The organism is Candidatus Nanohalococcus occultus, assembly GCF_029207735.1.
GTDB classification, from domain to species: domain Archaea; phylum Nanohalarchaeota; class Nanosalinia; order Nanosalinales; family Nanosalinaceae; genus Nanohalococcus; species Nanohalococcus occultus.
On record NZ_CP104395.1, the window covers coordinates 623,920 to 645,856 of the forward strand.

The 21,937-nt window shown below is 47.1% G+C and carries 36 protein-coding genes and 2 tRNA genes; 24 read left to right on the top strand and 14 right to left on the bottom strand.

Annotated features, from left to right (window positions below):
* Positions 1 to 25: 25 nt before the first annotated feature.
* The gene (locus SVXnc_RS03540) at positions 26 to 1,699 is read left to right on the top strand and encodes an ATP-dependent DNA ligase (protein WP_347721552.1); all 1,674 of its coding nucleotides are present in this window, start codon (positions 26 to 28) and stop codon (positions 1,697 to 1,699) included.
* Positions 1,700 to 1,765: 66 nt separating this feature from the next.
* Here the strand turns inward: SVXnc_RS03540 and SVXnc_RS03545 are convergent, their stop codons facing one another.
* Entirely contained in the window at positions 1,766 to 2,185 is a 420-nt protein-coding gene (locus SVXnc_RS03545) for a hypothetical protein (protein ID WP_347721553.1), read from the bottom strand.
* Between the two features lie 118 nt (positions 2,186 to 2,303).
* Here SVXnc_RS03545 and SVXnc_RS03550 point away from each other — a divergent pair, with 118 nt between their 5' ends.
* Positions 2,304 to 2,879: a 50S ribosomal protein L15e gene (locus tag SVXnc_RS03550; protein WP_347721554.1), complete on the top strand. Its 576-nt coding sequence runs from the start codon at positions 2,304 to 2,306 to the stop codon at positions 2,877 to 2,879.
* Positions 2,880 to 2,898: 19 nt separating this feature from the next.
* Here the strand turns inward: SVXnc_RS03550 and SVXnc_RS03555 are convergent, their stop codons facing one another.
* Positions 2,899 to 3,159: a hypothetical protein gene (locus SVXnc_RS03555; protein ID WP_347721555.1), complete on the bottom strand. Its 261-nt coding sequence runs from the start codon at positions 3,157 to 3,159 to the stop codon at positions 2,899 to 2,901.
* Between the two features lie 173 nt (positions 3,160 to 3,332).
* Here SVXnc_RS03555 and SVXnc_RS03560 point away from each other — a divergent pair, with 173 nt between their 5' ends.
* On the top strand, positions 3,333 to 3,896 hold the full coding sequence (locus SVXnc_RS03560; protein ID WP_347721556.1) for a TATA-box-binding protein: 564 nt from the start codon (positions 3,333 to 3,335) through the stop codon (positions 3,894 to 3,896).
* A 63-nt stretch (positions 3,897 to 3,959) separates the two neighbouring features.
* Here the strand turns inward: SVXnc_RS03560 and SVXnc_RS03565 are convergent, their stop codons facing one another.
* Positions 3,960 to 4,262, bottom strand: a complete 303-nt coding sequence (locus SVXnc_RS03565; RefSeq protein WP_347721557.1) for a 4a-hydroxytetrahydrobiopterin dehydratase — start codon at positions 4,260 to 4,262, stop codon at positions 3,960 to 3,962.
* A gap of 54 nt (positions 4,263 to 4,316) precedes the next feature.
* On the opposite strand from SVXnc_RS03565, the gene SVXnc_RS03570 reads away from it, so the two are divergent.
* Positions 4,317 to 6,311 carry a minichromosome maintenance protein MCM gene (locus tag SVXnc_RS03570; RefSeq protein ID WP_347721558.1) on the top strand — a complete coding sequence of 665 codons (1,995 nt, stop codon included), beginning with the start codon at positions 4,317 to 4,319 and terminating at the stop codon, positions 6,309 to 6,311.
* Between the two features lies 1 nt (position 6,312).
* Here SVXnc_RS03570 and SVXnc_RS03575 read toward each other — a convergent pair whose 3' ends face one another.
* Complete coding sequence (locus SVXnc_RS03575; RefSeq protein WP_347721559.1) at positions 6,313 to 6,714, bottom strand: hypothetical protein; 402 nt, start codon at positions 6,712 to 6,714, stop codon at positions 6,313 to 6,315.
* Between the two features lie 116 nt (positions 6,715 to 6,830).
* On the opposite strand from SVXnc_RS03575, the gene SVXnc_RS03580 reads away from it, so the two are divergent.
* The 4 genes from SVXnc_RS03580 to SVXnc_RS03595 all read left to right on the top strand — a co-directional run bounded on the left by SVXnc_RS03580 (position 6,831) and on the right by SVXnc_RS03595 (position 8,725).
* Entirely contained in the window at positions 6,831 to 7,574 is a 744-nt protein-coding gene (locus tag SVXnc_RS03580) for an OB-fold nucleic acid binding domain-containing protein (RefSeq protein ID WP_347721560.1), read from the top strand.
* A 4-nt stretch (positions 7,575 to 7,578) separates the two neighbouring features.
* Complete coding sequence (locus tag SVXnc_RS03585; RefSeq protein ID WP_347721561.1) at positions 7,579 to 7,911, top strand: hypothetical protein; 333 nt, start codon at positions 7,579 to 7,581, stop codon at positions 7,909 to 7,911.
* 38 nt (positions 7,912 to 7,949) lie between these two features.
* On the top strand, positions 7,950 to 8,348 hold the full coding sequence (locus SVXnc_RS03590) for a translation initiation factor IF-2 subunit beta (RefSeq protein WP_347721562.1): 399 nt from the start codon (positions 7,950 to 7,952) through the stop codon (positions 8,346 to 8,348).
* 182 nt (positions 8,349 to 8,530) lie between these two features.
* On the top strand, positions 8,531 to 8,725 hold the full coding sequence (locus tag SVXnc_RS03595; RefSeq protein WP_347721563.1) for a hypothetical protein: 195 nt from the start codon (positions 8,531 to 8,533) through the stop codon (positions 8,723 to 8,725).
* A gap of 73 nt (positions 8,726 to 8,798) precedes the next feature.
* Here SVXnc_RS03595 and SVXnc_RS03600 read toward each other — a convergent pair whose 3' ends face one another.
* Both SVXnc_RS03600 and SVXnc_RS03605 read right to left on the bottom strand, forming a co-directional pair.
* Positions 8,799 to 9,488, bottom strand: a complete 690-nt coding sequence (locus SVXnc_RS03600) for an endonuclease III domain-containing protein (RefSeq protein WP_347721564.1) — start codon at positions 9,486 to 9,488, stop codon at positions 8,799 to 8,801.
* Positions 9,489 to 9,513: 25 nt separating this feature from the next.
* Complete coding sequence (locus SVXnc_RS03605) at positions 9,514 to 10,386, bottom strand: Vms1/Ankzf1 family peptidyl-tRNA hydrolase (protein ID WP_347721565.1); 873 nt, start codon at positions 10,384 to 10,386, stop codon at positions 9,514 to 9,516.
* A 91-nt stretch (positions 10,387 to 10,477) separates the two neighbouring features.
* Here SVXnc_RS03605 and SVXnc_RS03610 point away from each other — a divergent pair, with 91 nt between their 5' ends.
* From SVXnc_RS03610 to SVXnc_RS03620, 3 genes are all read left to right on the top strand, one after another.
* Positions 10,478 to 10,771 (top strand): OB-fold nucleic acid binding domain-containing protein, encoded by a 294-nt coding sequence (locus SVXnc_RS03610; RefSeq protein WP_347721566.1) that lies wholly within the window; start codon positions 10,478 to 10,480, stop codon positions 10,769 to 10,771.
* Between the two features lie 192 nt (positions 10,772 to 10,963).
* On the top strand, positions 10,964 to 11,545 hold the full coding sequence (locus SVXnc_RS03615) for a TVP38/TMEM64 family protein (protein WP_347721567.1): 582 nt from the start codon (positions 10,964 to 10,966) through the stop codon (positions 11,543 to 11,545).
* A 46-nt stretch (positions 11,546 to 11,591) separates the two neighbouring features.
* A complete protein-coding gene (locus SVXnc_RS03620) occupies positions 11,592 to 12,677 on the top strand; it encodes an OBG GTPase family GTP-binding protein (protein ID WP_347721568.1) in 1,086 nt (361 codons plus the stop codon).
* 258 nt (positions 12,678 to 12,935) lie between these two features.
* On the opposite strand, the gene SVXnc_RS03625 is transcribed toward SVXnc_RS03620, so the two are convergent.
* Positions 12,936 to 13,721, bottom strand: a complete 786-nt coding sequence (locus SVXnc_RS03625) for a hypothetical protein (RefSeq protein WP_347721569.1) — start codon at positions 13,719 to 13,721, stop codon at positions 12,936 to 12,938.
* 69 nt (positions 13,722 to 13,790) lie between these two features.
* Entirely contained in the window at positions 13,791 to 14,165 is a 375-nt protein-coding gene (locus SVXnc_RS03630) for a 30S ribosomal protein S8e (protein WP_347721570.1), read from the bottom strand.
* A 117-nt stretch (positions 14,166 to 14,282) separates the two neighbouring features.
* Here SVXnc_RS03630 and SVXnc_RS03635 point away from each other — a divergent pair, with 117 nt between their 5' ends.
* The 4 genes from SVXnc_RS03635 to SVXnc_RS03650 all read left to right on the top strand — a co-directional run bounded on the left by SVXnc_RS03635 (position 14,283) and on the right by SVXnc_RS03650 (position 15,589).
* Positions 14,283 to 14,513: an LSM domain-containing protein gene (locus tag SVXnc_RS03635; protein WP_347721571.1), complete on the top strand. Its 231-nt coding sequence runs from the start codon at positions 14,283 to 14,285 to the stop codon at positions 14,511 to 14,513.
* Between the two features lie 7 nt (positions 14,514 to 14,520).
* Positions 14,521 to 14,682, top strand: coding sequence for a 50S ribosomal protein L37e (locus SVXnc_RS03640; protein WP_347721572.1), 162 nt, complete (start codon positions 14,521 to 14,523; stop codon positions 14,680 to 14,682).
* A 16-nt stretch (positions 14,683 to 14,698) separates the two neighbouring features.
* A tRNA-Lys gene (locus SVXnc_RS03645) sits at positions 14,699 to 14,832 on the top strand.
* A gap of 148 nt (positions 14,833 to 14,980) precedes the next feature.
* Positions 14,981 to 15,589 carry an AAA family ATPase gene (locus SVXnc_RS03650; RefSeq protein ID WP_347721573.1) on the top strand — a complete coding sequence of 203 codons (609 nt, stop codon included), beginning with the start codon at positions 14,981 to 14,983 and terminating at the stop codon, positions 15,587 to 15,589.
* Here SVXnc_RS03650 and SVXnc_RS03655 read toward each other — a convergent pair.
* A complete protein-coding gene (locus tag SVXnc_RS03655; RefSeq protein ID WP_347721574.1) occupies positions 15,586 to 16,068 on the bottom strand; it encodes a hypothetical protein in 483 nt (160 codons plus the stop codon). The two genes, SVXnc_RS03650 and SVXnc_RS03655, sit on opposite strands and share 4 nt — an antisense overlap.
* A 95-nt stretch (positions 16,069 to 16,163) precedes the next feature.
* Here SVXnc_RS03655 and SVXnc_RS03660 point away from each other — a divergent pair.
* A tRNA-Ile gene (locus SVXnc_RS03660) sits at positions 16,164 to 16,297 on the top strand.
* A gap of 29 nt (positions 16,298 to 16,326) precedes the next feature.
* Here SVXnc_RS03660 and SVXnc_RS03665 read toward each other — a convergent pair.
* On the bottom strand, positions 16,327 to 16,617 hold the full coding sequence (locus SVXnc_RS03665; RefSeq protein ID WP_347721575.1) for a hypothetical protein: 291 nt from the start codon (positions 16,615 to 16,617) through the stop codon (positions 16,327 to 16,329).
* 152 nt (positions 16,618 to 16,769) lie between these two features.
* Here SVXnc_RS03665 and SVXnc_RS03670 point away from each other — a divergent pair, with 152 nt between their 5' ends.
* Both SVXnc_RS03670 and SVXnc_RS03675 read left to right on the top strand, forming a co-directional pair.
* Positions 16,770 to 17,045, top strand: coding sequence for a hypothetical protein (locus tag SVXnc_RS03670; protein WP_347721576.1), 276 nt, complete (start codon positions 16,770 to 16,772; stop codon positions 17,043 to 17,045).
* 141 nt (positions 17,046 to 17,186) lie between these two features.
* A complete protein-coding gene (locus SVXnc_RS03675) occupies positions 17,187 to 17,708 on the top strand; it encodes a hypothetical protein (protein ID WP_347721577.1) in 522 nt (173 codons plus the stop codon).
* Here SVXnc_RS03675 and SVXnc_RS03680 read toward each other — a convergent pair.
* Together SVXnc_RS03680 and SVXnc_RS03685 are read right to left on the bottom strand one after the other, a co-directional pair.
* Entirely contained in the window at positions 17,699 to 17,947 is a 249-nt protein-coding gene (locus SVXnc_RS03680; RefSeq protein ID WP_347721578.1) for a glutathione S-transferase N-terminal domain-containing protein, read from the bottom strand. The genes SVXnc_RS03675 and SVXnc_RS03680 overlap by 10 nt on opposite strands.
* Positions 17,948 to 17,971: 24 nt before the next feature.
* Positions 17,972 to 18,406 (bottom strand): NUDIX domain-containing protein, encoded by a 435-nt coding sequence (locus tag SVXnc_RS03685; RefSeq protein ID WP_347721579.1) that lies wholly within the window; start codon positions 18,404 to 18,406, stop codon positions 17,972 to 17,974.
* A 101-nt stretch (positions 18,407 to 18,507) separates the two neighbouring features.
* Between SVXnc_RS03685 and SVXnc_RS03690 the strand changes: the two genes are divergently transcribed.
* The 6 genes from SVXnc_RS03690 (at position 18,508) to SVXnc_RS03715 (ending at position 21,264) form a co-directional block, all read left to right on the top strand.
* Entirely contained in the window at positions 18,508 to 19,161 is a 654-nt protein-coding gene (locus tag SVXnc_RS03690; RefSeq protein ID WP_347721580.1) for a hypothetical protein, read from the top strand.
* 91 nt (positions 19,162 to 19,252) lie between these two features.
* Entirely contained in the window at positions 19,253 to 19,879 is a 627-nt protein-coding gene (locus SVXnc_RS03695; RefSeq protein WP_347721581.1) for an Era-like GTP-binding protein, read from the top strand.
* Complete coding sequence (locus SVXnc_RS03700; protein WP_347721582.1) at positions 19,880 to 20,263, top strand: OapB/ArvB family protein; 384 nt, start codon at positions 19,880 to 19,882, stop codon at positions 20,261 to 20,263.
* 47 nt (positions 20,264 to 20,310) lie between these two features.
* Complete coding sequence (locus SVXnc_RS03705) at positions 20,311 to 20,691, top strand: Zn-ribbon domain-containing protein (RefSeq protein ID WP_347721583.1); 381 nt, start codon at positions 20,311 to 20,313, stop codon at positions 20,689 to 20,691.
* Positions 20,688 to 20,960: a hypothetical protein gene (locus tag SVXnc_RS03710; protein ID WP_347721584.1), complete on the top strand. Its 273-nt coding sequence runs from the start codon at positions 20,688 to 20,690 to the stop codon at positions 20,958 to 20,960. Before SVXnc_RS03705 ends, SVXnc_RS03710 begins: the two co-directional genes overlap by 4 nt.
* 28 nt (positions 20,961 to 20,988) lie before the next feature.
* Positions 20,989 to 21,264 carry an amphi-Trp domain-containing protein gene (locus tag SVXnc_RS03715; RefSeq protein WP_347721585.1) on the top strand — a complete coding sequence of 92 codons (276 nt, stop codon included), beginning with the start codon at positions 20,989 to 20,991 and terminating at the stop codon, positions 21,262 to 21,264.
* A 17-nt stretch (positions 21,265 to 21,281) separates the two neighbouring features.
* Here SVXnc_RS03715 and SVXnc_RS03720 read toward each other — a convergent pair whose 3' ends face one another.
* Positions 21,282 to 21,629 carry a hypothetical protein gene (locus SVXnc_RS03720; protein ID WP_347721586.1) on the bottom strand — a complete coding sequence of 116 codons (348 nt, stop codon included), beginning with the start codon at positions 21,627 to 21,629 and terminating at the stop codon, positions 21,282 to 21,284.
* Positions 21,616 to 21,903 carry a hypothetical protein gene (locus tag SVXnc_RS03725; RefSeq protein WP_347721587.1) on the bottom strand — a complete coding sequence of 96 codons (288 nt, stop codon included), beginning with the start codon at positions 21,901 to 21,903 and terminating at the stop codon, positions 21,616 to 21,618. Before SVXnc_RS03725 ends, SVXnc_RS03720 begins: the two co-directional genes overlap by 14 nt.
* Between the last annotated feature and the right edge of the window lie 34 nt (positions 21,904 to 21,937).

A 21,937-nucleotide genomic window follows, 5' to 3' on the forward strand; every position in this document is an offset into this window, starting at 1 on the left:
AACCTTTCAACCCGAAACAAAGGATATGGAGTACTCTAAACTCGTCGAACTATACGAACAGCTGGATTCAACCCAGTCAACTCTCGAGATGACATCTATCTTAGCGGAATTTTTCAGGGAAAACGACGAGCTGCTTGAAGACATCGTACTGCTTGCGATGGGACGGCCGTTCCCTTACTGGAAAAACATGGATATAGGCATCTCCTCGAAGACAATGCTGGAAATAATAGAGGAAGCAACCGGCAGAAGCAAATCCGAGATAGAAGAAGTCTGGAGAGACGAAGGCGACCTCGGATACGCCGCAGAGGAGATGGTCCGAACCAAAACACAGAGAAAGCTCGGCTCAAAAGATCTAACGGTTGAACGAGTGGTCGATACTCTTGAAAAGGTCGCTAAAATGGGTTCAGGAGGTGGAGAAACCGGCAAGGTCTCGATGGATAAGAAAAAGAGCGAGGTCTCGGCCTTGATCAGCGATGCCGATCCGGTTGAAGCCAAGTGGATCGCAAGAACGTTTATAGAAAATCTCCGGCTCGGAGTTGGGGAAGGAACCATAAGAGATGCTTTAAGCGAAGCATTTTTCGAAGGCGAATACAAGGAAAGTATCCAGCGAGCCTACGATCTTACAAACGATTTCCAGGAGGTGGCAAGGGCCTGCCGGGAAGGCATAGAAAAGGTCGAGTCTCTTGAGATCGAGGTCTTCCGACCGATAAAGTCAATGCTTGCGAAAAAAGTTGAATCAATCGAAGAAGGCTTCGAGGAGGTTGGAAAACCCGCCGCTATCGATTACAAGTACGATGGGGTGCGCGCACAGATACATATCAAAGACGGCGAGGTAAAGATATTCACCCGTAGACTGGAAGATATCACCGAACAGTTCCCGGACGCCGTGGAAGCAATAAAGAACCATGTAAACGCAGAGAACGCTATAATTGACTCGGAAATAGTTGCCTACGATCCGGAAGACGGATCGAGCATTCCTTTCCAGCAGCTTTCCAGACGGGTCAAACGAAAGTACGATATACAGAAGCTGAAACGGGAGATACCTGTTGAAGTCCGGCCGTTCGATCTTATCTACCTGGAAGGTTCGATGATCGATACACCTTACTCTCAGCGGTATGAATCGCTGGAAAACATAGTTTCAGAGAGAAAACAGGAGCTGCGGATGGTAGATCACGATGTAACGGACGATCCGGAAAGAGTTCACGAGCTGGATCAGGCAGCCTTGAGCGAAGGTCAGGAAGGTATAATGATGAAATCCGTTGATGCAGTCTACAAGCCAGGTAACCGGGTTGGCTACATGGTGAAGCTGAAACCTGTGATGGAGACCCTTGATCTGGCGGTGATCGGCGCCAAATGGGGAGAAGGACGACGAAGCGGCTGGCTTTCCCGTCTTAAACTTGGATGCTGGAGTGAGGAAAAACAGGAGTACGTGATGATCGGACGTATGGCTACCGGTTTAACCGACGAAGAGCTGGGGGAAATCACCGAGCGGCTGAAACCATTGGTCATCGAGGAAGACGGCCGGGATGTAACCGTTAAACCCGATGTTATCGTGGAAGCAGAGTACGAGGAGATCCAGAAATCACCTAACTACAGCTCAGGTTACGCGCTGCGTTTCCCACGGCTGAAATCGTTCAGAGACGATAAGGAAGATGCGGACTCACTTGAAAAAGTACAGAACCTGTACGATGGACAGTAAAATACTAGAGACGGCTTAAAAGTAAAAGTATTGGTTTAAAGAAATTCTTGAATGGAAAGAGAGCCTTTAATCGACTCTTCTTTCCAGGAACTCTCGGACGGTCTTTCTGTCCTTTCCTCTTTTTTCTGCTTCGAGGATTGCTCTGTAGTCAGGGTCTGCCATCTCTCTGACGGCGTCTTTGACTTCCTGTACAGTTCCGGACAGTACGTCGTCGTAGTTCATTTTTTGTGTCGTATCCTGCTCAACCGCGTTCTGGGGTTCGAACTCTCTCTGAAGTCCCTGTGACTTCTGTTCCTTGCTTTTTTCAGTTCGCTGCATCTTCCATTCATCTGACTCCAGCCAGATGATGAAAGCACCCAGTAGCACGAGTACAGGACCGATCGCTGCCTTCGCGAGCGTAAGTAGCTCGTTGAAGAAAGTGACTGTGGAGAAGACTCCTACAACCACCATCAGCGCTCCAAATAGAATCTTAAGTGCTGCGTTCATTGTACCACACCTCGATACTAACACATGCCTGTTTTATATGTATCGGGAGAATCTGCCGGAACCGGACAAGCAGAGTTTATAACCTTTTCGTGGGGTTTTGTTGTTAGGTAATTCAAAAATGTCATACTACAAGTACGCCCGCGAAAGCTACAACCAGCCGAAAGAGCAGCTGGACGAGCTATGGCAGAAGAGGCTCGTAGAATGGAGACAGCAAAACGCACTAGAGAAAGCAGAGAACCCAACCAGAGTTCCAAAGGCTCGAAGCCTCGGATACAAAGCTAAGAGAGGATTCAACGTTATCCGCTCACGTGTATCGAAAGGTAACTCTAAGAGAGAACGCCCGGCAGGAGGTCGAAGACCGAAGCGGTACGGACAGAGCCGTTTCCATCCGAAGAAGTCAAAGAGACTGATCGCAGAGCAGCGAGCATCGAAAAAATACGAGAACCTAGAAGTTCTGGACTCTTACTGGGTAGCTGAAGACGGAAACTACAAATGGTTTGAAGTCATCATGGTAGATCCTGACGAGCCGACAATCGAAGCAGATGATGATATTAACTGGATCTGTGACGAGAAAGACCGTGTCGGACGTGGAAAGACACCGGCAGGTCGGAAGAACCGTGGACTCCGGAACAAAGGCAAAGGCGCAGAGAAGGTAAGACCTTCTCAGAACGCAAACAGCCACAAGGGCAAGTAAAACGCCCTTCTATTTTTACTTATCTAATTTCTCTCGGATCCAAGACATCTCCGGGACTAAATCTCACCCATTCTCTCGCAGGATTGTCCTCATTTGATATGACAGCCGCACCGTCTTCAGTTATGCCGCCCGAGTAAGACCTCTCTCCCTGACGCAGATAACCTACAAACTCACTCGTCCTCTTATCGTAGGTACCTGCTCTAAATTCATCTGAAGGCCCATCGTCGAAATCCAATACGACCTCTTCGTAACCGTCATTCTGCATACTATCTTGTGCCATACCAGTAATGTAGCTACAGCAGAGTTAATAATTTTCCTACGGCATAATCAGGTCATATATAAAGCCCACTTTTAAAAGGTTTCGCCGATTATGGACTATTATAAAGGGCCTTTATATACACGCGAGTTTTTCCAACGTTGACGGAAGGCCATAACCCCATAGGTGAAATCAAAATGAGCAAGTCCAAACTTGAAGACGAAAACATCAAGATCGAGAACGTAGTTGCCTCCACAACCCTTGACAGACGCATGCCTCTAGACAGGATCGCGATCTACCTCGAAAACACAGAGTACGAACCAGAGCAGTTCCCAGGACTAGTATACAGACTGGAAGAGCCAAAAGCAGCCGCATTAATCTTCGGCAGCGGAAAAGTTGTCTGTACAGGAACCACAAGCCCTGATCAGGCAAAGGAAGCAGTTGATAAGATCATCGACGAGCTTAGAGAAGCAGACATCGAGATCGGATCCAAACCTGAGATCACAGTTCAGAACATGGTCGCATCAAGCGAAGTAGGAGCGACACTCAACCTGAACAGAATCGCTTTCGAACTCGTCGGTACAGAGTACGAACCAGAACAGTTCCCAGGACTGGTATACAGACTGGATGAACCAAGCGTTGTATTCTTGCTTTTCTCCTCAGGCCGTATCGTATGTACGGGAGGAAAGACCTACGACGACGTACTGGAAGGCATCAACAAGTTGAAAGAGAACCTCCGAGAGATCGGAGCTCTCGAGTAAATCATTTCCTTTTCTCTTAATTTTAACTCAAAACAGTTAGCTGAAAAATAAAAGACGGAGAAATTAGCTCCAGTCCATCTCTCCTAAGTTTTCCTCGACTTCTTTTGCGAACGCAAAGTCCTTTTCGGTTAATCCTTCGGCTTCATGGGTTGTTACATCGATTATAACGGATCCGTACTCTACGGTTACCTTTGGATGGTGGAACTGTTTTTCCGCGACTGAGAAAACTGTGTTCGCGAAGAAAACCGCTTCCTTGTAGCTGTTGAACTCGATTTCAGTGGCTAGCTTGTCTCCTACCTGACCCCAGATTTCAAGTTCCTGAAGTTTCCGGTCTACCTCATCTTCCGCTAGTGGTTCTTCTGACATAATGATACAAGAATACATCACTGTTTTTTAGAGTTGCCAGTTAAGGTACAGTTGATGGATTTCGGGGAAGCGGTAACAGAGTTCGAAGAGTTTTTCTCAGAGGAGATGTATGAAGATATCTCCAGAGCCGTCCAGAAAGGCGATGACTCGATTGTAATCGATTTCATGGAGATGGATATGATCAACTTCGAGCTATCCGATTACCTACAGAAAAACCCGGAGGACGGGATAAATGCGGCCGAAGAAGCACTCATGGGAGTCGATATCGTCTCGAACGACGACATGACCGTACGGTTCGCAAACATGCCCGAAGAAGACTTCGTACTACTGAAGAATCTCCGAAGCAAGCACATCGGAAAGTTCATACCGATCGAGGGAATGATTAAGAGAGCTTCCCAGGTTAAACCGGAAGTTGTATCCGCTATATTCGAATGCGAACAGTGTGGGGCGCGTTACGAAAAAGAACAGGACTCTTCAAAACTGAAATCGCCTTACAAATGTGAAGACTGTGGTTCCCGAAAGTTCGAGACCGAGGAAAAGGTCATGACCGACACACAGGTCATCACCTTAGAGGAGAACCCGGAAAACCGGGAAGGCAGCGAACAGCCAACCAGTCTATCTGTAAGACTTGAAGGCGATCTGGTTGACCCCGAGTTCCAGCAGAAAGTAGTTCCTGGTAACGTAGCACACATCACAGGAGTTCTGCGGGAAAAACCACTGAAGAAGAACTCGAAAAAGTACGATATCTACATGGATGCGAACTACTTGGAGCCAACCCAACAGGAGTTCGAGAAACTGGAGATGACCGAGGAGGAAGAACAGGAGATTAGAGACCTCGCAAAGGACCCGGAAATATTTGAGAAGATCGCTGAATCGATCGCACCATCGATCTACGGACACGGAGAGATCAAGAAAGCTATCGCACTCCAGCTGTTCGGCGGAGTGAAAAAGGGCCGCGAAGACGGCGTGAAATCAAGAGGAGACATCCACATACTACTGATCGGAGAGCCGGGAACCGGTAAGTCCCAGTTACTGAAGTTCACAGGAGAGCTAAGCCCTAAAGGACGTTACGTCGTCGGTAAGTCATCGACAGGAGCAGGTCTTACAGCTTCTGTTGTAAAGGAAGAAAGTACAGGCGAGTTCAGCCTTGAGGCAGGAGCAGTTGTCCTTGCTAACAAGGGTATGGCTGCGATCGATGAGATCGATAAGATGGGAGAGGAAGACCGTTCGAGCCTACACGAGGCGATGGAACAGCAAGAAATTTCCGTATCGAAGGCAAACATTCAGGCAACGCTTAACGCTGAGACCGCGATCCTAGCTGCAGGAAACCCGAAGCTAGGAAGGTTTGACCCTTACGAACCAATCCCTCAGCAGATCAACATCGGCGACACACTCTTGTCTCGTTTCGATTTCATCTTCCCGGTCAAAGACGAACCGGACGAGGAAAAGGATCAGAAACTATCCGAACAGGTTCTGATGAACCACATCGAGCCAGAGGAAACCACCGGAGAGATATCCCAGGAAATGCTGCGTAAGTACGTGGCTTACGCTCAGAAAAACTGCCGTCCGGACCTGACAAAGGATGCGGCGAATAAGATACAGGAGTTCTACGTCAACATGCGTTCCAGTGGCAGCCAGGAGGACGGAGACTCAATTCCAATTACCGCCAGACAGCTGGAGGCTTTGGTCCGCGTAGCCGAGGCATCAGCCCGTGCGGAACTATCTGATGAAGTTAAAACAGAAGACGCTCAACGCGCAATCGACATACTGACCTACTCACTGAAACAGGTCGGAGTCGATCCGGAGACAGGTGATTACGACATCGATATGATCGAATCCGGTGTATCCGGAAGCCAGCGTAACCGCAGACAGACCCTCAAGCAGATCATCAAAGCCAAGAGCGACGGCGGGCCAGCTGACCGACAGGAAGTTATAGAGGAAGCCGTAGAAAAAGACATCCCAGAGGACAAAGTCGAGGAGATGATCGAGAAAATGATGAACGAGGGAGAGGTATTCGAACCTCAACGCGGAAAGATACAGAAACTGTAGTTTAGCTTATATGCGCGAAGCTCTTTAGGTAACGTCTTCCATGCTCCCTGTATTCCTGTACCTCTTTTCTCATTGATTCTATGGCGCTGGTTGAATCACCGTTGAAACGGTAGCTTGAAGCTCTGACAGCTCTGCTTTCCTTTTCGGACTCTTTTCTCGCTACAGCATACTCTTTTTCCAGTTGGTCGAGTTTCTCAGCCCAGTGATCTACATGTTCCTGTGAGACACGGGTCGAGGTTATACCCAGTCTTTCAAACATCGATGTTTCATTTGCGAGATAGTCGGCCGATACATAGGAAATAGCGTACTCTCGTTTTTTCCTTTCCAGACGACTGAACGTGTCAGCTAGCTCGGTTTCAGTCATTCTTTCATAGACCTTCTCCCGACAGTATTGTTGTGACATACCGAACACTTCTCGAGTTGCTTTTGAACTCAGCTTTCTTATGGGTTGTGCCGGAACGCAACCTTAGAGCCTCGGCAAACAAACATCTAATTAATACTTGCCCGTTATCCTAGATTATGCCACAGCAGGAGAGACAGACCGCAAAGCTGACAACCGCGGAAGAACTTCACTCCGGAAGATACTTCGAAAAGGAAGGATTCACACCGAACTACCTTTTAACACCGAACGGACGGAAGATTTCACGCACAAGACTTGTTGGAACGGTTGTTGACAGCTTCATAAACGACGATGAAACCTACGCATCAATTACTATCGACGATGGAACAGATACTGTACAGCTCAAGTTCTTCAACGAGCTAGATCAGATGCGGGAGTTCGAAATCGGAGACATAATCGAGGCAATCGGAAAAGTCCGAGAGTACCAGGGTCAGATCTACCTGAACGCAGAGATACTTGAAAACTGCTCGGTGGAAAAAGAGCTTCTACACCAGCTACGCCACCGGAAACAGGCAGAAGAATGGAAGTCAATCCATGAAACCGTAAAACAGATGAAAGAAGCCGGCAAAGACCAAGACGAGATCGAAAAAGAGATGGCCGGCAAGCTCAAAGAAGATGAAGTAGATGCCCTACTCCAGTCGTTCGGAGAGGACTTCGGAAACATTGACACGGAAGCCAAGGACAACCTTGAACAGGACGTCATCGAAGCCGTCGAAGAGATCGATGAAGGAGACGGAGCAGACTACAGCGAAATCGCTGAAGAAGTCGATGCTGACGAAGACCAGCTTGAAGATACGATCAACTCCCTGCTGAGCGAAGGAACTTTCTACGAACCGCAGCCAGGGAAGATCAAAAAGCTGTGATATAATGGCGTATCGAGCCACTCAAAGATTTGAGGACCCTAACGAAGCGCTGAACACTCTTGAAAAGCTTGAAGGCCACAGTTCATACACCGTCCACGGAAAATATCTTCCGATAGAAGAAAGCGTGTTGAACTCAGAACACAACTTAGAGAAAGCAGTCGAACAGGCATACACACAGGCAGACCAGCTGAAGGTCACGATTAACTATGACGTCGGGAGTGTAAAGATATCGGGTTCACTAGGCATTCTGCCTGTAAGCTCTATGAAAGGAGATTTCGAACCGGGCAGCTGGCAGGACTTCAAGAGTTTCCTGGAAGAAAACGGCGACTGGAAGTAAACATCCAAGTTAAGAAACTCACGTCCCGTTAACAATGTATGAAAGACTACGATGAACTACTGGACAAAGGTATGGAAGAGGTTCCTGACGAGGTAGGTAACTCCGGACGTTTCGAGGTACCAGAGGTAAAGACCCGTAAAGACGGTTCGAAAACTATTTTAGAGAACTTCCAGGACTTTGTGAAAAAGTTCAACCGAGATGAAAAACACTTATCGAAGTTCATCCAGAACGAGCTAGGTACAGCCGGACATATCAAAAACGGCGAATTAGTTCTTAACGGAGAGTTCCGACGTGGAAACATCCAGGGCCGGATCGAAAACTACACCAATGAGTACCTTTACTGTCCAGAGTGTGAATCTCCTGACACCGAGATGGTAAAGGAGAAAGGAGTTCAGCTTCTGAAATGTCAGGCGTGCGGAGCGAGGAATCCTCTCTAGACCGCTCAGAGAATTCTGTTGAGTACATACCAATAAGTGCTGAAGAGCTGTAGAGTCAACCTGTTTAAAAGAGTCACTGATACATCGGTTTTTAGATGCAGGGGCGACGGGTTAACCAGCCTTTTGCTCCAATTCACGTTTGTGATACTACAATGACAGAAGAACAACCACAAGGTGGACAGATGAACGCTCAGCAAATGATGCAGATGATGCAGCAGAGACTGGGCAACATGGAGCTTACACTACACGCACTTCTAGCAGTACTTGACGACGAAGACGTCGTCGACGAAGACAGAATCAACGAGAAGGCACAGGAGATCGTTGAGGAAATGGAAGAGCAGCAGGCAGGAGCTCACGAAGGCCACGACCACGAGTAAACTCGTTTCTACTGGGCTTCACAACAAAAAGCGGGATGAAAAAACTCCCGAAACTTTTGATTTCTTATCCAGATCAATTTTCTCTACAAACGCAGTTAACACAGTATTCTGCCAGAAAGCTTTCCTGACATGTTGGATTCCTAGCTGTACAGACTGCTCGGCCGTGTTTGATCAGGTTGATGTGGAACTCGTATATTCTATCATCCGGGACTTCCCGTTCCAGTATATCATGAGCCTTCTCAACCGGAGTGCCTTCAGGTATCAAACGAAGCCTCTGCGATAAGCGATGGACGTGTGTGTCCACAGGCATCACTGGCATTCCGAAAGCAAAGCAGAGTGTGACCGCGGCCGTCTTAGGTCCGACCCCGGGAAACTCCTGTAAGTACTGTTTGGCCTCTTCTTTTCCCATATCGGTTACATGATCGAGGGAAAACTCTCCGCGCTCTTCTTTTATCATCGATAGAAACGTCTGGATCCGCTCGGCTTTGGTAGGTCCGAGACCGGCGATCCGTACTGCATCAGTTACCTCCTCAACGTCCGCATCAAGTATCTCCTGGAAGGAATCGAACTTCTCATCCAGCCGGGCTTTTGCCTTGTCCCTGCTCTGATCGGTCGTGTTCTGGGACAGAATTGTTGTAATCAATGAATCGACCGGATCATCCCTTCTGGCGCCTTCCGGCACACCGTAGTGTTCCTTCAGGAGATCCATTATCTCGTTTAACCTTTCTGTATATTCTTCGTCGTAGAAGTTTTCCTCGCTCATAACTGAGTTATCTCTGGAATGTTTTTCAACCTATCAGCCGGAAGCTATACAGCCCATCGACAAGCGAGAGGTTATCATCGAAGCCTCCCAGATACTTACCCGGAAGCTTTTTCGCCAGCGATCGTTCCCCCACAACGTAGGGATTTTCTGCCTTTAATTTTTCTTTGACGGCTTTCAGATGGTTTTCAATCTGCTCTTGTCTTTTCCGTTCGAAACGGCCCTGGGAGAATCCGCCCTGTGTGTGTTTACGATCGACACGGGTCTTTACTTCCTCGACTTCTTTGATATCTCCGTTTTCCTCTTTTACTATACGTGTTTTACCGGCCGCTGCTATGACCCATGTCTTTTCCTCCTCGATGAACTCTCTGAGATTTTCCGTATCAAAACCGTCAGAACTATGCCATTCGGAGCTGAAAAACGGTCGGGACTCGATTAAAACACTGAAGAAAAGCTCGTCGGTGAAACCAATGAACGATTCAAGGCCTTCAAACCCTTCTATAGCATCTTTTGATGCGGAGTTTTTCAGATCTCTGTACCGATCAATCTCGGAAATCTCTCCCGGCGAGTAAACAGTTAGCAGATCGTTTTCAGAGGATTTAACGGACTCGAGTTTGTCCAGGCCGTTATTCACCTGTTTTACAGTTAGGAGCTGTTTTTCCCTTGTCTCCGTGAAGTCTTTTTCTTCGACGGAGGTTTTATTGGCTTGATCGAGTTTCTGTCTGAGTTTTTTGAGCTGTTTTTCAGCCTCCTGTTTTTCGGCTGAAAGCTCCGAGCGTCTCTCTTTTTCAGCCTCGAACCTTTTTTCGGCTCTCTGTTTCTGTTCTTCGAGTTCCTCTATCTTGTTTTCCAGCCGCTTGAGTTCGTTTTCAAGTTCGGAGTTGTCCCATGGAAGCTTCATAGTTGATTATTGGTCTCTCGGCGTGTTTAACAGCTTTGTTACGGGAAAGCTTTTAAGCTTGCCAGAGTTATTTGTCTGTAGTGGTTAATTGATGACGGAACACACCGTAGAGAATCTGACCCCGGAAGACGACGAAGTCGAAATAACAGGAAAAATAAGCGAGCTGCCTAAGCCACGCGCAGTATCCACCAAGTACGGTCAGAAGAAAATAACTGTAGCAACGTTCGAGGATGAAACCGGATCCATCGGACTGACTCTCTGGGAAGAGGAAATCGATTCAATCAATGAAGGATCAAACGTAAAGATCACAGGCGCATACGTACGTGAATGGGGTAACGACGTACAGTTGAACATCTCCCGTGATGGGAAAATAGAAGCTCAGTAAGACGGACGGAACTTCAGGCTCGGGAGAAAAGAGCTTTTACAGGAGACCGCCGGTCTTGGCAGGAACTCAGAAAGGTTTTGAAAAATTATATTCAAGAACAAGAAAGCACGTAAAGATGTTCTAACGAAGTCTTTGGCGACACTACTGTTTTTAGCAGCGTCATTTTACTTTTTCGAGCCTTACATAAACTTTTTGAGCAATCCCCATAAGTTAAGAAGTTTTATCAGCAGCTTTCCCCTGCTATCTCCGCTAATTTTTATCGGAGTTCAGATAATACAGATCCTGATCGCACCCATTCCAGGACAGGTCACGGGCGTGGCAGGAGGATATCTTTTCGGAGCTTTCAAAGGAACTGTTTACAGCATGATAGGCGTGACAATAGGCAGCGCTATCGCATTCTGGCTTTCTAGGAAGTATGGACGGCCTTACGTAGAATCCAAGATAGACATAGACTTAATGGAAGAATTCGATGAGTTCATAGAAAAACACGGTAGGAAATCCGTTTTCCTGATATTTCTTATCCCTGGATTACCTGATGATGCGGTTTGCTTTGTCTCCGGGCTTACGAAGATACCGTTGCGACAGCTTGTTGTCCTAGCTTTGATCGCCCGAACACCAGCATTTCTCCTGGCAAGTATGGCCGGTAGCAGCCTGGCTGCGTCTGAAATGATGAAATTCGGAGTTTTCAGCTTAGTTTTGGTACTTTCCTCAGTAATTGGATATCTAAAACTCGATGAGATACAGGAGTATCTTGACAAGACGCTTCCGGGTTGAAAGACAGAAGCCACCTATTAACAAAATTACAGTCCAATTGGTTACCATGGGAATTGAAGATAAGATACAGAGCGTAGAAGAGAAGCTTGAGAAGACTCCTATAAACAAGGCTACGGAAAAGGAACGCGCTCGTTTGAAGAGCCGGATCGCCGAGCTTAAAGAACAGAAACAGAAGAAGGCTAAAGGAACCGGAGACACCTCCGGATACGCTGTTGAAAAACACGGCGATGTAACAGCCGCTCTGGTTGGATTCCCAAGTGTTGGAAAATCAACCTTGCTAAACGAGATCACTAACGCGGACAGCGATACAGGTGCCTACGAGTTCACAACCCTAGACGTTAATCCAGGAATGATGGATCACAAAGGTGCGAAAATACAGGTACTGGACGTCCCAGGTCTGATCGGCGGGGCGGCTGACGGCCGTGGAGGCGGAAAACAGGTCTTAAGCGTAGTGCGTAACGCAGAAATAGTCTTAATCGTACTTGATCCGGAGGAGATGCGGGAAGATGAAATTAAACAGGAGGTTGACAACGCAGGGATCCGGATCAACACCGACCTGCCGAACATGAAGATCGAGAAAAAGGACCGTGGCGGAATAAAGATATCGAAGACCGTCGACGGCGGCCTGGAAGAAGATACTATCAGAGACCTGATGAGACAGCACGGCTATGCGAACGCCGATGTGGTTATCAGAGAAGAGATGGATATCGACAGGTTTATCGACGGACTGATGGACAACCGGAAGTACATCCCGGCTATAACCGCAGTCAACAAGATCGATACGGTTGAGGCCGAGCGACGTAAGGAGTTTGAAGAAAAGTATGACCTGGTTTTCTCGGCAGAGACCGGCGAGAACCTCGATAAACTAAAGGATTTGATGTTCGATCGACTTGAGCTAATCAGAGTCTACATGAAGGAAAAAGGCGAAGACGCCGACAAAGACGAACCCTTGATTCTGCGGAAGGGAGCGACCGTCGAAGAAGCGATGAACGAGCTGCCGGGAGAGATGAAACGCAGATTCAAGGACGCAAGGGTCTCCGGGCCTTCAAGCAAGTTCCCTAACCAGCGAGTCGGAATGGAACACGAGCTAATGGATGAAGACGTTCTAGAGTTGAACTTGAAACATTTGTAGAACTCTATCGAAGCCCGGAAAAACCTTCGTTAACAGTCTTGAACGTTTAAAACCGGTTAGAAACCGAAGTGTTTATAAGGTATAACTGCCGATCTTGGCTTGATGGACGCAGAATTCGCCGACGAAGCCGGCAATCAGATCCCGGTCCAGTTCGGTAAGAAACGAGGATTCAATCCTCTGAACGCGTTAAGACATGTTTACAGGCGGCTACGCCAGTAGCGCCCTCTTTTCTCTTTAATTTTTATTTTAGTCTAGAGGCTACTCAAGCTCTTTTAATAGGATCTCCGGGTAGCTTTGGTCCGCTACTCTGTACCTTTTAGCACCCCAAGGCTCTAAGACGCCTGCTTGATCTAACAATGAACAGTATCGGCCCTCCCATTGGTTTTCAGGACGGAAAGTCTCTCTGAACGAGTCTGAGAGAACTTCTTGTGCGTTCTCAAGTACTGATCTAAACGGTTCGGTATCGTACTTGCCTTGGTTCAACTCTTCGAGTCTCTTGAAAAGTAATGCTTCGTTTTCGCCAGCCTCTTCGATGACTGTTCCGGACCGTTCAACAGCAGGCTTTTCTATACTTGCTGAAGCCTCCTGAGAGTCCAGTAAGATCTCACGCGTATTTTGAAATACATCCTCATATATTTCTCTGGGAACTGATCTCTCGCTCCTGAAACGATATTCTTTACATGAACTCGGAGACTTTCCCGTGAGTTCAGCCAGTCTCTGGTTGCTGTAGGGACGGAAAAGATAGTCTCGGAAATCATCCTCAATGTCAAGGTACTGATTTCCTCCCCTAGAGTAACTGTCAATGACGTATGAATCAGGGTCTTCAAATTCAAAATCAGGGACTGCCGCATCTATCAAATCAGAGGCCAAGTCAACGCTGATTCTTTCTCTTTCTCCTTCCATATGTTTGGATAGCAGCTTGGAGCTGTCACCTCCTTTTCCAAAAATGGCTACTCCGAGAGAGGTTTCTCCCGAACCATGAAGCGCTCTTTCAAACAGTTCGTTTTTATCTTCCTGATCTAGGTCCCAAAAATATCTACGCACAACTACAATAGTTGTAGGAAAATAGTTATATTTTTTTGTAACTGAATGATGAAAAGGAGAAATATGGATTTATTCCAGGAGCTTGGCGTTTACTACGCCGTTCTGTCCTGGTCGGGATGTAATCTCTGCCTTTCCTTCGGCTGTCTGGATTACCGTTCCCTTTGTCAGTAGCGAACGCCGGACGAAGTTAGGGTTCGCCGGGTTCTCCTCGACGGACTGAATCTTGAGGTTCTTGACCCCGTCTTCAGTTGCGAGGTTGACGTGTTCCGCGCGTTTTGTAACCTGTTTTGTGTTTCCGCCGCGGGTTCGTCTTTTTACTATTCTTTTCTCTCCCAGCTCTGGTGCTGAGAACTCTGTACCTAGTTCATACTTTCTTGACTTCTTTAGTCGCCGGGTGCGTCCTCCCGTCTTCTTTCTTACCGATCTTCTGTGCCAAACTGCCATATTGTTTGAAATCCCGGAGAAAATTTAAATAAGAAAGCTTGTGAAGCCGCTGCTCGAAAGAATCCGGGTAAGTTTAAATAACTTGTCCGGACATCGCTGTTTATAGGTGCAACTTTAATGGGAGATAACGACGGAAAACGGCCTCTTGACGGTCTTGATTCAGCAAAAGGAGATAGAGTAATTGTAAAATTGAAGAACGGATCAACTGTTTCAGGAGAGCTAGAAGCATTCGATCGACATCTAAACATGTGGTTAGGAAACGCTTCAGTGACAGAAGATGAAGGACAGACAGACTACGGCAAGCTTCTAGTCAGAGGCGACAACGTCATCGTAGTAAGCCCGGAGTAGATATACTATGGGACTAAACACAGGTAAACGGAACAAGAAACTACACGGCAAATGCCGCAGATGTGGAAGCAAGTCTTTCCACCTACGGAAGAAGGAATGTTCCTCGTGCGGATTCGGTAAGAGCGCGAAGAGACAGGACTTCGATAAGAAGAAAAAACGCAAGGCATAACGTCCTTGCGAACTCAGGGCCCATAGCTCAGTCTGGCAGAGCACCGGCCTTTTACGCCCCTCAAGTTCTCCACCGAGAACGAGGACAAAGAAGACGAAGCTCTTCGGCGAAGACAGCCGGGCGTCGCGGGTTCAAATCCCGTTGGGCCCACTTTTCCCACGTTTAACAGATCAAACAGATTTTTTGCCCTACCAAAGTTACAGCGCACTCCCCGAGGATTCCAGAATTCTGATAAAAGAGAACAAACAGCTTAGTGTTACAGAAGAGTAATAAATCTTTTTCTCGTCTCTAATCTAGTATGGTAAGGAAAAACCACGATTATGATTCCAGCTGGGCTGTTCTTACAGGTGGAAGTATGTCCGGGAAAACCTCTATTGCCAACACTTTCGCAACAGGAGGGTACAGCATAGCCCCGGAGATTGCCGAGAACTACGTCGATCATGCCACGTCCCACGGAATCGACAAAAAACAGGCACAGCAGTACGGCGGTCGGACAGGTCAGATAGCTCTTGGAGACATGGCGACAGAAGGAAGTTTTCCGGAGGACGAAGATTTAGTGCTTGACCGTTCCACGGGCGACGCACTGTTTTTCATGAAGAAGTTCCAGGACAAAGGCGAGGGAGACAGCATTCTGATGGATACAATGTATGATTATGCGCGAAACCAGTACGATACAGTTTTCCACGTCAGCCAGATAGAGGGTCAGATCGGGTTCGAAGACGACGGTACAAGAACGAAAAACAGAGAACTGGCCAGAGAGATACACCACGAACTAGGAGAGTTTTACTCAGAAGAGTTAGACTACGACGTGATCGAGGTCCCACCAGCTCCTATAGGCGAAAGAACACAGATAATAGCCGAGAGCAGCGGACTTGAGAAGCCAGAAACAGTTTCCCGCTTCTTTTAGAGACCGATACTTCGTTTAACTATTCGGAAAATCTTAGCTATCCTCGCCGAGACACCTGTCGCACGAGCAGCCGCACCCGTAGCAGCCTCCGGCATTAACTCGAACTCTATAAGTTCATCGAATACCGCAAACAGCTTTACCTCCTCAAGTATCGAGAAAGCAGGTACCACCATCAACAAATCAAGCCAGTGATTACGGAAAAACGGTTCACTGGAAACAGCCAGCCTGTACTCGACTACAAGACGCGCAACGAAGTAAACAATCACAAGATAGTTCGCATAAGTCACCCACGTAGCCATCTGCGGACTCACAGGCACGAAAAAGCTGAAAACTATAATGCCGCCTAAAAGCAAGAACATCAAAGGCAAAACATTGTCCAGAGACTTTTTCATACGGGAAGCATGATCCTTCGTGAAAGAAGCATCAATCCTTGATTGAGTCTCCTCAACAGCATCCCGGTACTCATCAGTCAAACCCATGATACTAAATTCCACTCCCTTGTTTAAACAGTTTCAAGTTCACAGATTCGATGTATTAAAAATAGTTCCGTCCAATCAGTAAGATACACACCTTTGGACCGGTAGCTTAGCCAGGTTAGAGCGCCACGCTGATAACCGCATTTTCCGAAAGGAAAACTGCTCTGATCCGACTTTTCGGTCAGAAAAGTCAGATACGTGGAGATCCCCAGTTCAAATCTGGGCCGGTCCACTCTTTACTGAATTAAATGTTTTCAGCGGTCAGTATTTGTTTCTTTCTTCAAGTTCGATGTAGTACTGTTCGAGGTTGTCTTTTACTTCGTGGAGTATTTTCCGTCTGTCTTGTTGGCTCTGGGCATCTCTGTAGTTTTGTTCCATTAGTCGTCTTACATTTCCGGAAAGTTCTGCGGCTCTCGGGTCTTCGACGGACTGTAGATCGTGTTGCCGCCATTCTGAGACTACTTTTAACTCAGGCACTTCCTCTTGTTCCAGGTAGCTGACTACCGTGGTGTAAAACCGTTCTTCCCATTCTCTGTCAAAGCCTAGAGCCATCCTCTCAAACGGTAGAACTCAAGCCTCTTATTTGTACTGTTTAACGCATACAAGGTTCTGGCACACCACTATAGATTTTTTACCGGTGATTTAGGAGCGTAACAAGTCATAACTGGTTTGGCGTCTAGAGTATTTTGTAGGTGGAGTTAGCGATGAGAAAAAGTTTGATAGGCGGACTGGTATTTGTACTGGCTGTAGCACTTGTCCCCGTAGTTGGAGCGCAGAATGCTTCAGGCGAGGACGTGATGAACACAAGCATGATGAACCATGATATGATGGTCGAACATCAGCGACAGCACAGACAACAGCAGATGGAGATAGATGTTCTCTCCTACCGTATCGCCCAGCTGGAAGTCATGGTCCAGGAAATGAGAGAAGACAGAGTGGCGACTCGGAGTCAAGACAGCCCGGAGATCAGAGGACAGTAACCCGTGATCTGACTCCTACACCTAATTTTTCCCCGCTCCAACCACCAGAAATTTTAATAACTTTTTAGTAACAAACTTACCTTGGATGTTGGCAAAAACCACCGGGAAAAATAAACTGTATTCAAAGGCGCGGATTCGGTAATGGCTTCAGCTGAGAACTCCTCGGAGTACGTAGACAAGCTCTCGAAATGGTACGGCGAAGACGTTGTTGCCGTAGAGGAAGATATACCAGGTATTTTCCAGCCTCTTGAAGATCCGCACGAAGTTTTAGGCGATATTGATCTGCTTATAGAAGAGGATCCAGGATCACTTAAGGCATACGAAGTCAAGGAGACCGGCTCGCTTAATCAGAGAACGGTTTTAGGGCATGCGAGAGATGCTAGAAAACAGTGTGATAAGATAGAATCCTATCTGGAAGATGTAACGAACTATAGCGTGGACGCAGAGCCTATAGTAACTCCTAAAGGCCATTTGAAAGCAATCTACGAGATATGGGAGGGTTTACCGGAAGAGTTTGAGTTGGATCAGGCAAAGGATACTGTATCGGAGCCGGGCAGAATACCTTACCTTGAACGGGAAGTTATGGATAGAAAAGAAAAAGAGCTGTACGAGCTGGATTCTTCGCTTACCGCTCTGTTTGAATCCAAGACTGTTCAGCTGTAATGTTCATCCAGGTACTCTACGATGTCGTCGCTTTCCGGCATAACTGTATCCTTGTTCGGATCAACTAGTACAGGCACGTTTGTCTGTCCGGAGACCTCTTCGACCCTTGAACGGTCCTGTGGGTCGACGGCTCTTGCGATAAAGTCGATTCCTAGATCGGTCATTTTCTGTCTTACCTTCGAGCAAAAAGGACATCCTTCGAACTGGTAAACCTCCAGCATCTGTTCAGGTTCTGTCATAGAGAAGTTAGTGCAGGCTTGTCTTTAACGCGTTATGGTTTCATGGAGTGCGTCTAGGATTTCTTTCTGGTTCTGATGTGTTAGAAGAGACTTGGCGTCTTCATAGTTAAAGAAATGGCCGCGTTCGTGTTCATCGTGAGGGTTCGCCGAGGTATCAGTTACCGCACCTTCACCTACTTTTACAATAAATGCCTTGTACTCTCTTTTGATTGTCTGTCCGTCATCGTCCTCGAAGCTCCATTCAAGCACTTGTTCTGTGCTTTCCAGCTCTTCGATGGCTTCGATTCCTGCTTCCTCCGATAGTTCAAGCCGGGCGGTATGTTCATAGTCGTCTTTCTCCAGGTGGCCTTTCGGCAGCTCCCAGCCCTCCCAGTTTTTCTTCCTGTTTAAAACCAGGTAGCGCGGATTTCTACTGGGCTTCTTGTATACTACAAGCACCACTCCCTTCTCCCTTTCCATAATCAAAACCTACGAGGAAAACTCCTTTAAACTGTCGATCCGAGCAGAAACTCGGATACAGATTGGAAAGACAGATAAAACATTCCGGCAACGTCGTTACTATGGCAGAACAAAACTATGATCTAGGGATTGTATACACCAACACATACTTCGGAGACCTCGGCAGTTTCAGACCAGCTCTCAGCAGAGAACTGGAGAGAAATACCAGATCCCAGATATACCTAGACGGCGAAAACAGCTCGCAGGACCGAAGAGATACTCAACAACAGTTCTACGCCGAACTGCTGGACGGGAAAATAGATATCGAAGGCGACCGTATAAACTGGAGTGAAGGCTCCTGGACAGACCCACATGCTGCGGCAGTCAATCAAACTCTTCTGGACTACACAGATAAGATAGACGGTATAGACACAGGTCCGATCTTCGACGAGCAGATACTGGAGGAAGGATACATACCTTTCAAAATTGAAGGCGACGGCGCCCAGGGAATGGAAAATCTACCAGAGGAAAGGCTTTACGGCTTGAAACAGGCCGGTAGAATCGAACACATAGACGAAAATTATGCCGAACACATCAAGGAGACGATGAATCCCGACATGCCTTCACTGATAATCAGAGACTCTGCTACGGCAATTAAAAGCTTCGTGGAGGCAGCGGATAACTCCATAGAGGTACGGGAAGTCAATGAGAAAGTCCTGCCAAGTAGTCTTGAGAGAAGTGTGGAACTAGCCGGTTCGAAGAACTGGTTCCGGTGAAAACACCGAAAGCTTTTTCCACCGGTCAAAACCCTACAGGCAAATAGTTTTTATAGTTGCGGCACGTTTTTACCATTAGTCTGGTACAAAAATGATTGGAAAGCTCAAGGAACTGTTCAGCGACTTGTTTAACAGTTCGGAAAATGAGGACAAGAGCATCGGAATTTACGGCCCGCCGAACGCCGGTAAGTCAACTTTAGCTAATCAGATCTCGAAGGACTTGACAGGAGAGGAGATGAGTAACGTCTCCGAAGTACCTCACGAGACAAGAACCGTCGAGAAAAAAGAGAAGGCCTCGATCGAGGCTAATGGACGTGAACTGGAGATCAACCTGCTTGATATGCCTGGTATATCTACAAACGTCGATTTCAAAGACTTCTCTGAACACGGTATTGAGGAAGATGAAGCTAAAGGCCGCGCAAAGGAAGCCACGAAAGGCATTGTGGAAGCCATCAAGTATCTTGATGATGTGGACGCGTGCCTTGTAATCTTCGATGCTACAGAAGATCCTTACACACAGGTAAACGTCACAATAATCGGAAACCTCGAAGCTAAAGACATACCGATCCTCGTTGTCGCGAACAAGATCGATCTGGAGGAAGCAGAGCCGGAACGGGTCAGAGATGCGTTCCCACAGCACCCTGTGGTTGAAATCTCGGCTAAGGAAGGCCAGCACATCGACAAGCTTTATGAGGAAATAGTTGGAAGGTTAAGTTAGATGAGCGATGACGGTGTCACCATAGAGTTCCTTTCAAGAGAGAAGCTTTCCGAGAACGATTTTTCCGACAAGATTGAGACAGTTCTGGAAAAAGTGAGAAATGACGCTGTACTTGTGCTTGAAGAAGCATGGACGCCACAGGAAAAACGAGACCTTATTGAATCCTCAATGAAACAAGTCGATGAGGACTTTCCGGGAGTCGAGTTCATGGGCCTGAACGCAGAGCCTTCGAAGATTAACAGGGCGAAAAGAATGTTTTTCAGCAAGATATTCAACGAAGACCACCGACGCGGACTGACCATTGTCGGGAACTCCCGCGTGATGGAGAAAATCAAAGAGGAAAGAGACTCAGTCTCATTCCTTGCGAAACTTGAGGAAGCATGATGAAAGGAAATTCTCTGCTCTCAGAAAATAAAGGAGGCGGCCTCTAGATGCCTCACCGATGTATGAACTGCGGGGAAACGTATGAAGACGGCTCTGATAAACTTATCCAGGGCTGTGACTGCGGTTCATCCCTTTTCGTCTACGAGCAAGGCGAATCGATGAGCGAGGACGAACAGGAACAAGTAACGGAGAAAGTAGAGGAAATGATGGCCGATGGCGTCGAGGAAACAGGAGACGTCAAGTTCGAGTTCGATCTGGACTCTATCCGGGTTGAAAACGAAGGCGTGTACAGTATAAACGTTTCACGGCTGTTAAAGGAGATACCTCTGGTTATAAGAAAGACCGAAGGCACTTATCATATACACCTTCCGAGTGCGTTCGATCCAAGCACTACGGACATCAGCCCATCGGAGCTAGATAAAGAATGACACTAAACAAAGAGGAGATGAAAGACAGGTTCGGACTGAAACACCTTACCACAAACCAAGAGGTAGCAGTATCTTTTACCTTGTTCACAGTCGGATTCGTATACCTTGTATCAGTTACGTATCCTTTGATCCAACAGCACATCCTTCCTTCCATGGTAGGAATTGTCTCGATCACAGTCGGATACCTGTTCCTTATGGAATCGGTCCGTGAACTGGAGGAAAAAGATCACTTCCTATCCCGGAAGCTAGAGGACTCCAGCGAAAACTAATAAATTGTTTCCCATGAGTAGTAGTTACATGACTAAGGAAGAGGTTGATCTTGACTTCACATTTTCAAACGGAGAGCTAGCTAACTTTCTGGAAAACTTCGCCAGCAAGATAAGAGAAGGCGATGTAGGATTAAGTTTCCAGGGCCGGGAAGAAGTCGAGATATCCCCAACAGAGGACAACAGAGTAGAACTAGAGTTTACCGAATCAGATAGACAGAAGAAACTGGAGCTGGAGATTACTTTAAGAGAAGAGATCGAGACAACGGAAGAAGGACGTCCGAAGATCTCAGTAGAAATAGTTTAAAACAGAGAGACTTCGGTTTAACTACCGAAGCTCTCCAGTATCTCTATCATCCTATCGTTCTGCTCTATAATCTTATCGAGCTTCTCTTCAAGCCCCGAAGTATCAGTCGAGACGGTCTGAGTTTCTTTTGACGAACCTTCCTGGCTTTTTGAGCCGTTGTCGGATCCAAGCTCTTCAATTCCAGAAGACGAAGAAGAACCCTTACTCAGTCCATCTTCAAGTATCTCTATCTCGGTATCGTCGCCTTCCTTCTCTTCGGCGGACTCCGATGTTTCCTCCGCAGCCTCTCTAAGCGTATCAAAGTTTGGTTTGCTTGAACCGTCGCTGTTTTTCACATTGTCTTTTACGTTATCATAGTAGCCCATCTGCTGCGGCACCTCCTAGCTCCTGAGCATTCGAGTTCGAATCATCGTCTCCGTTTATCTCTTCAAGAAGCTCTATTATTCGCTCGTTCTGCCTGTGAACGTCTTCGATTGTAATACCAGAGCTTTCGTCGGTTGACCCACCTAGCAGCTTGCTCTTTGCTTCCTGTTCGAGTTTAGATCTGTTACTGCTCGCTTCTTTTTCCTCCGCTTTCTCCTGGGAGGTAGATATCCGGACCTCTCCTTCTCTATCATCATTACTTTTCTCGAAAAACATCCTGTATGGAATTCCTCGAGCCTGAATAAAAGGT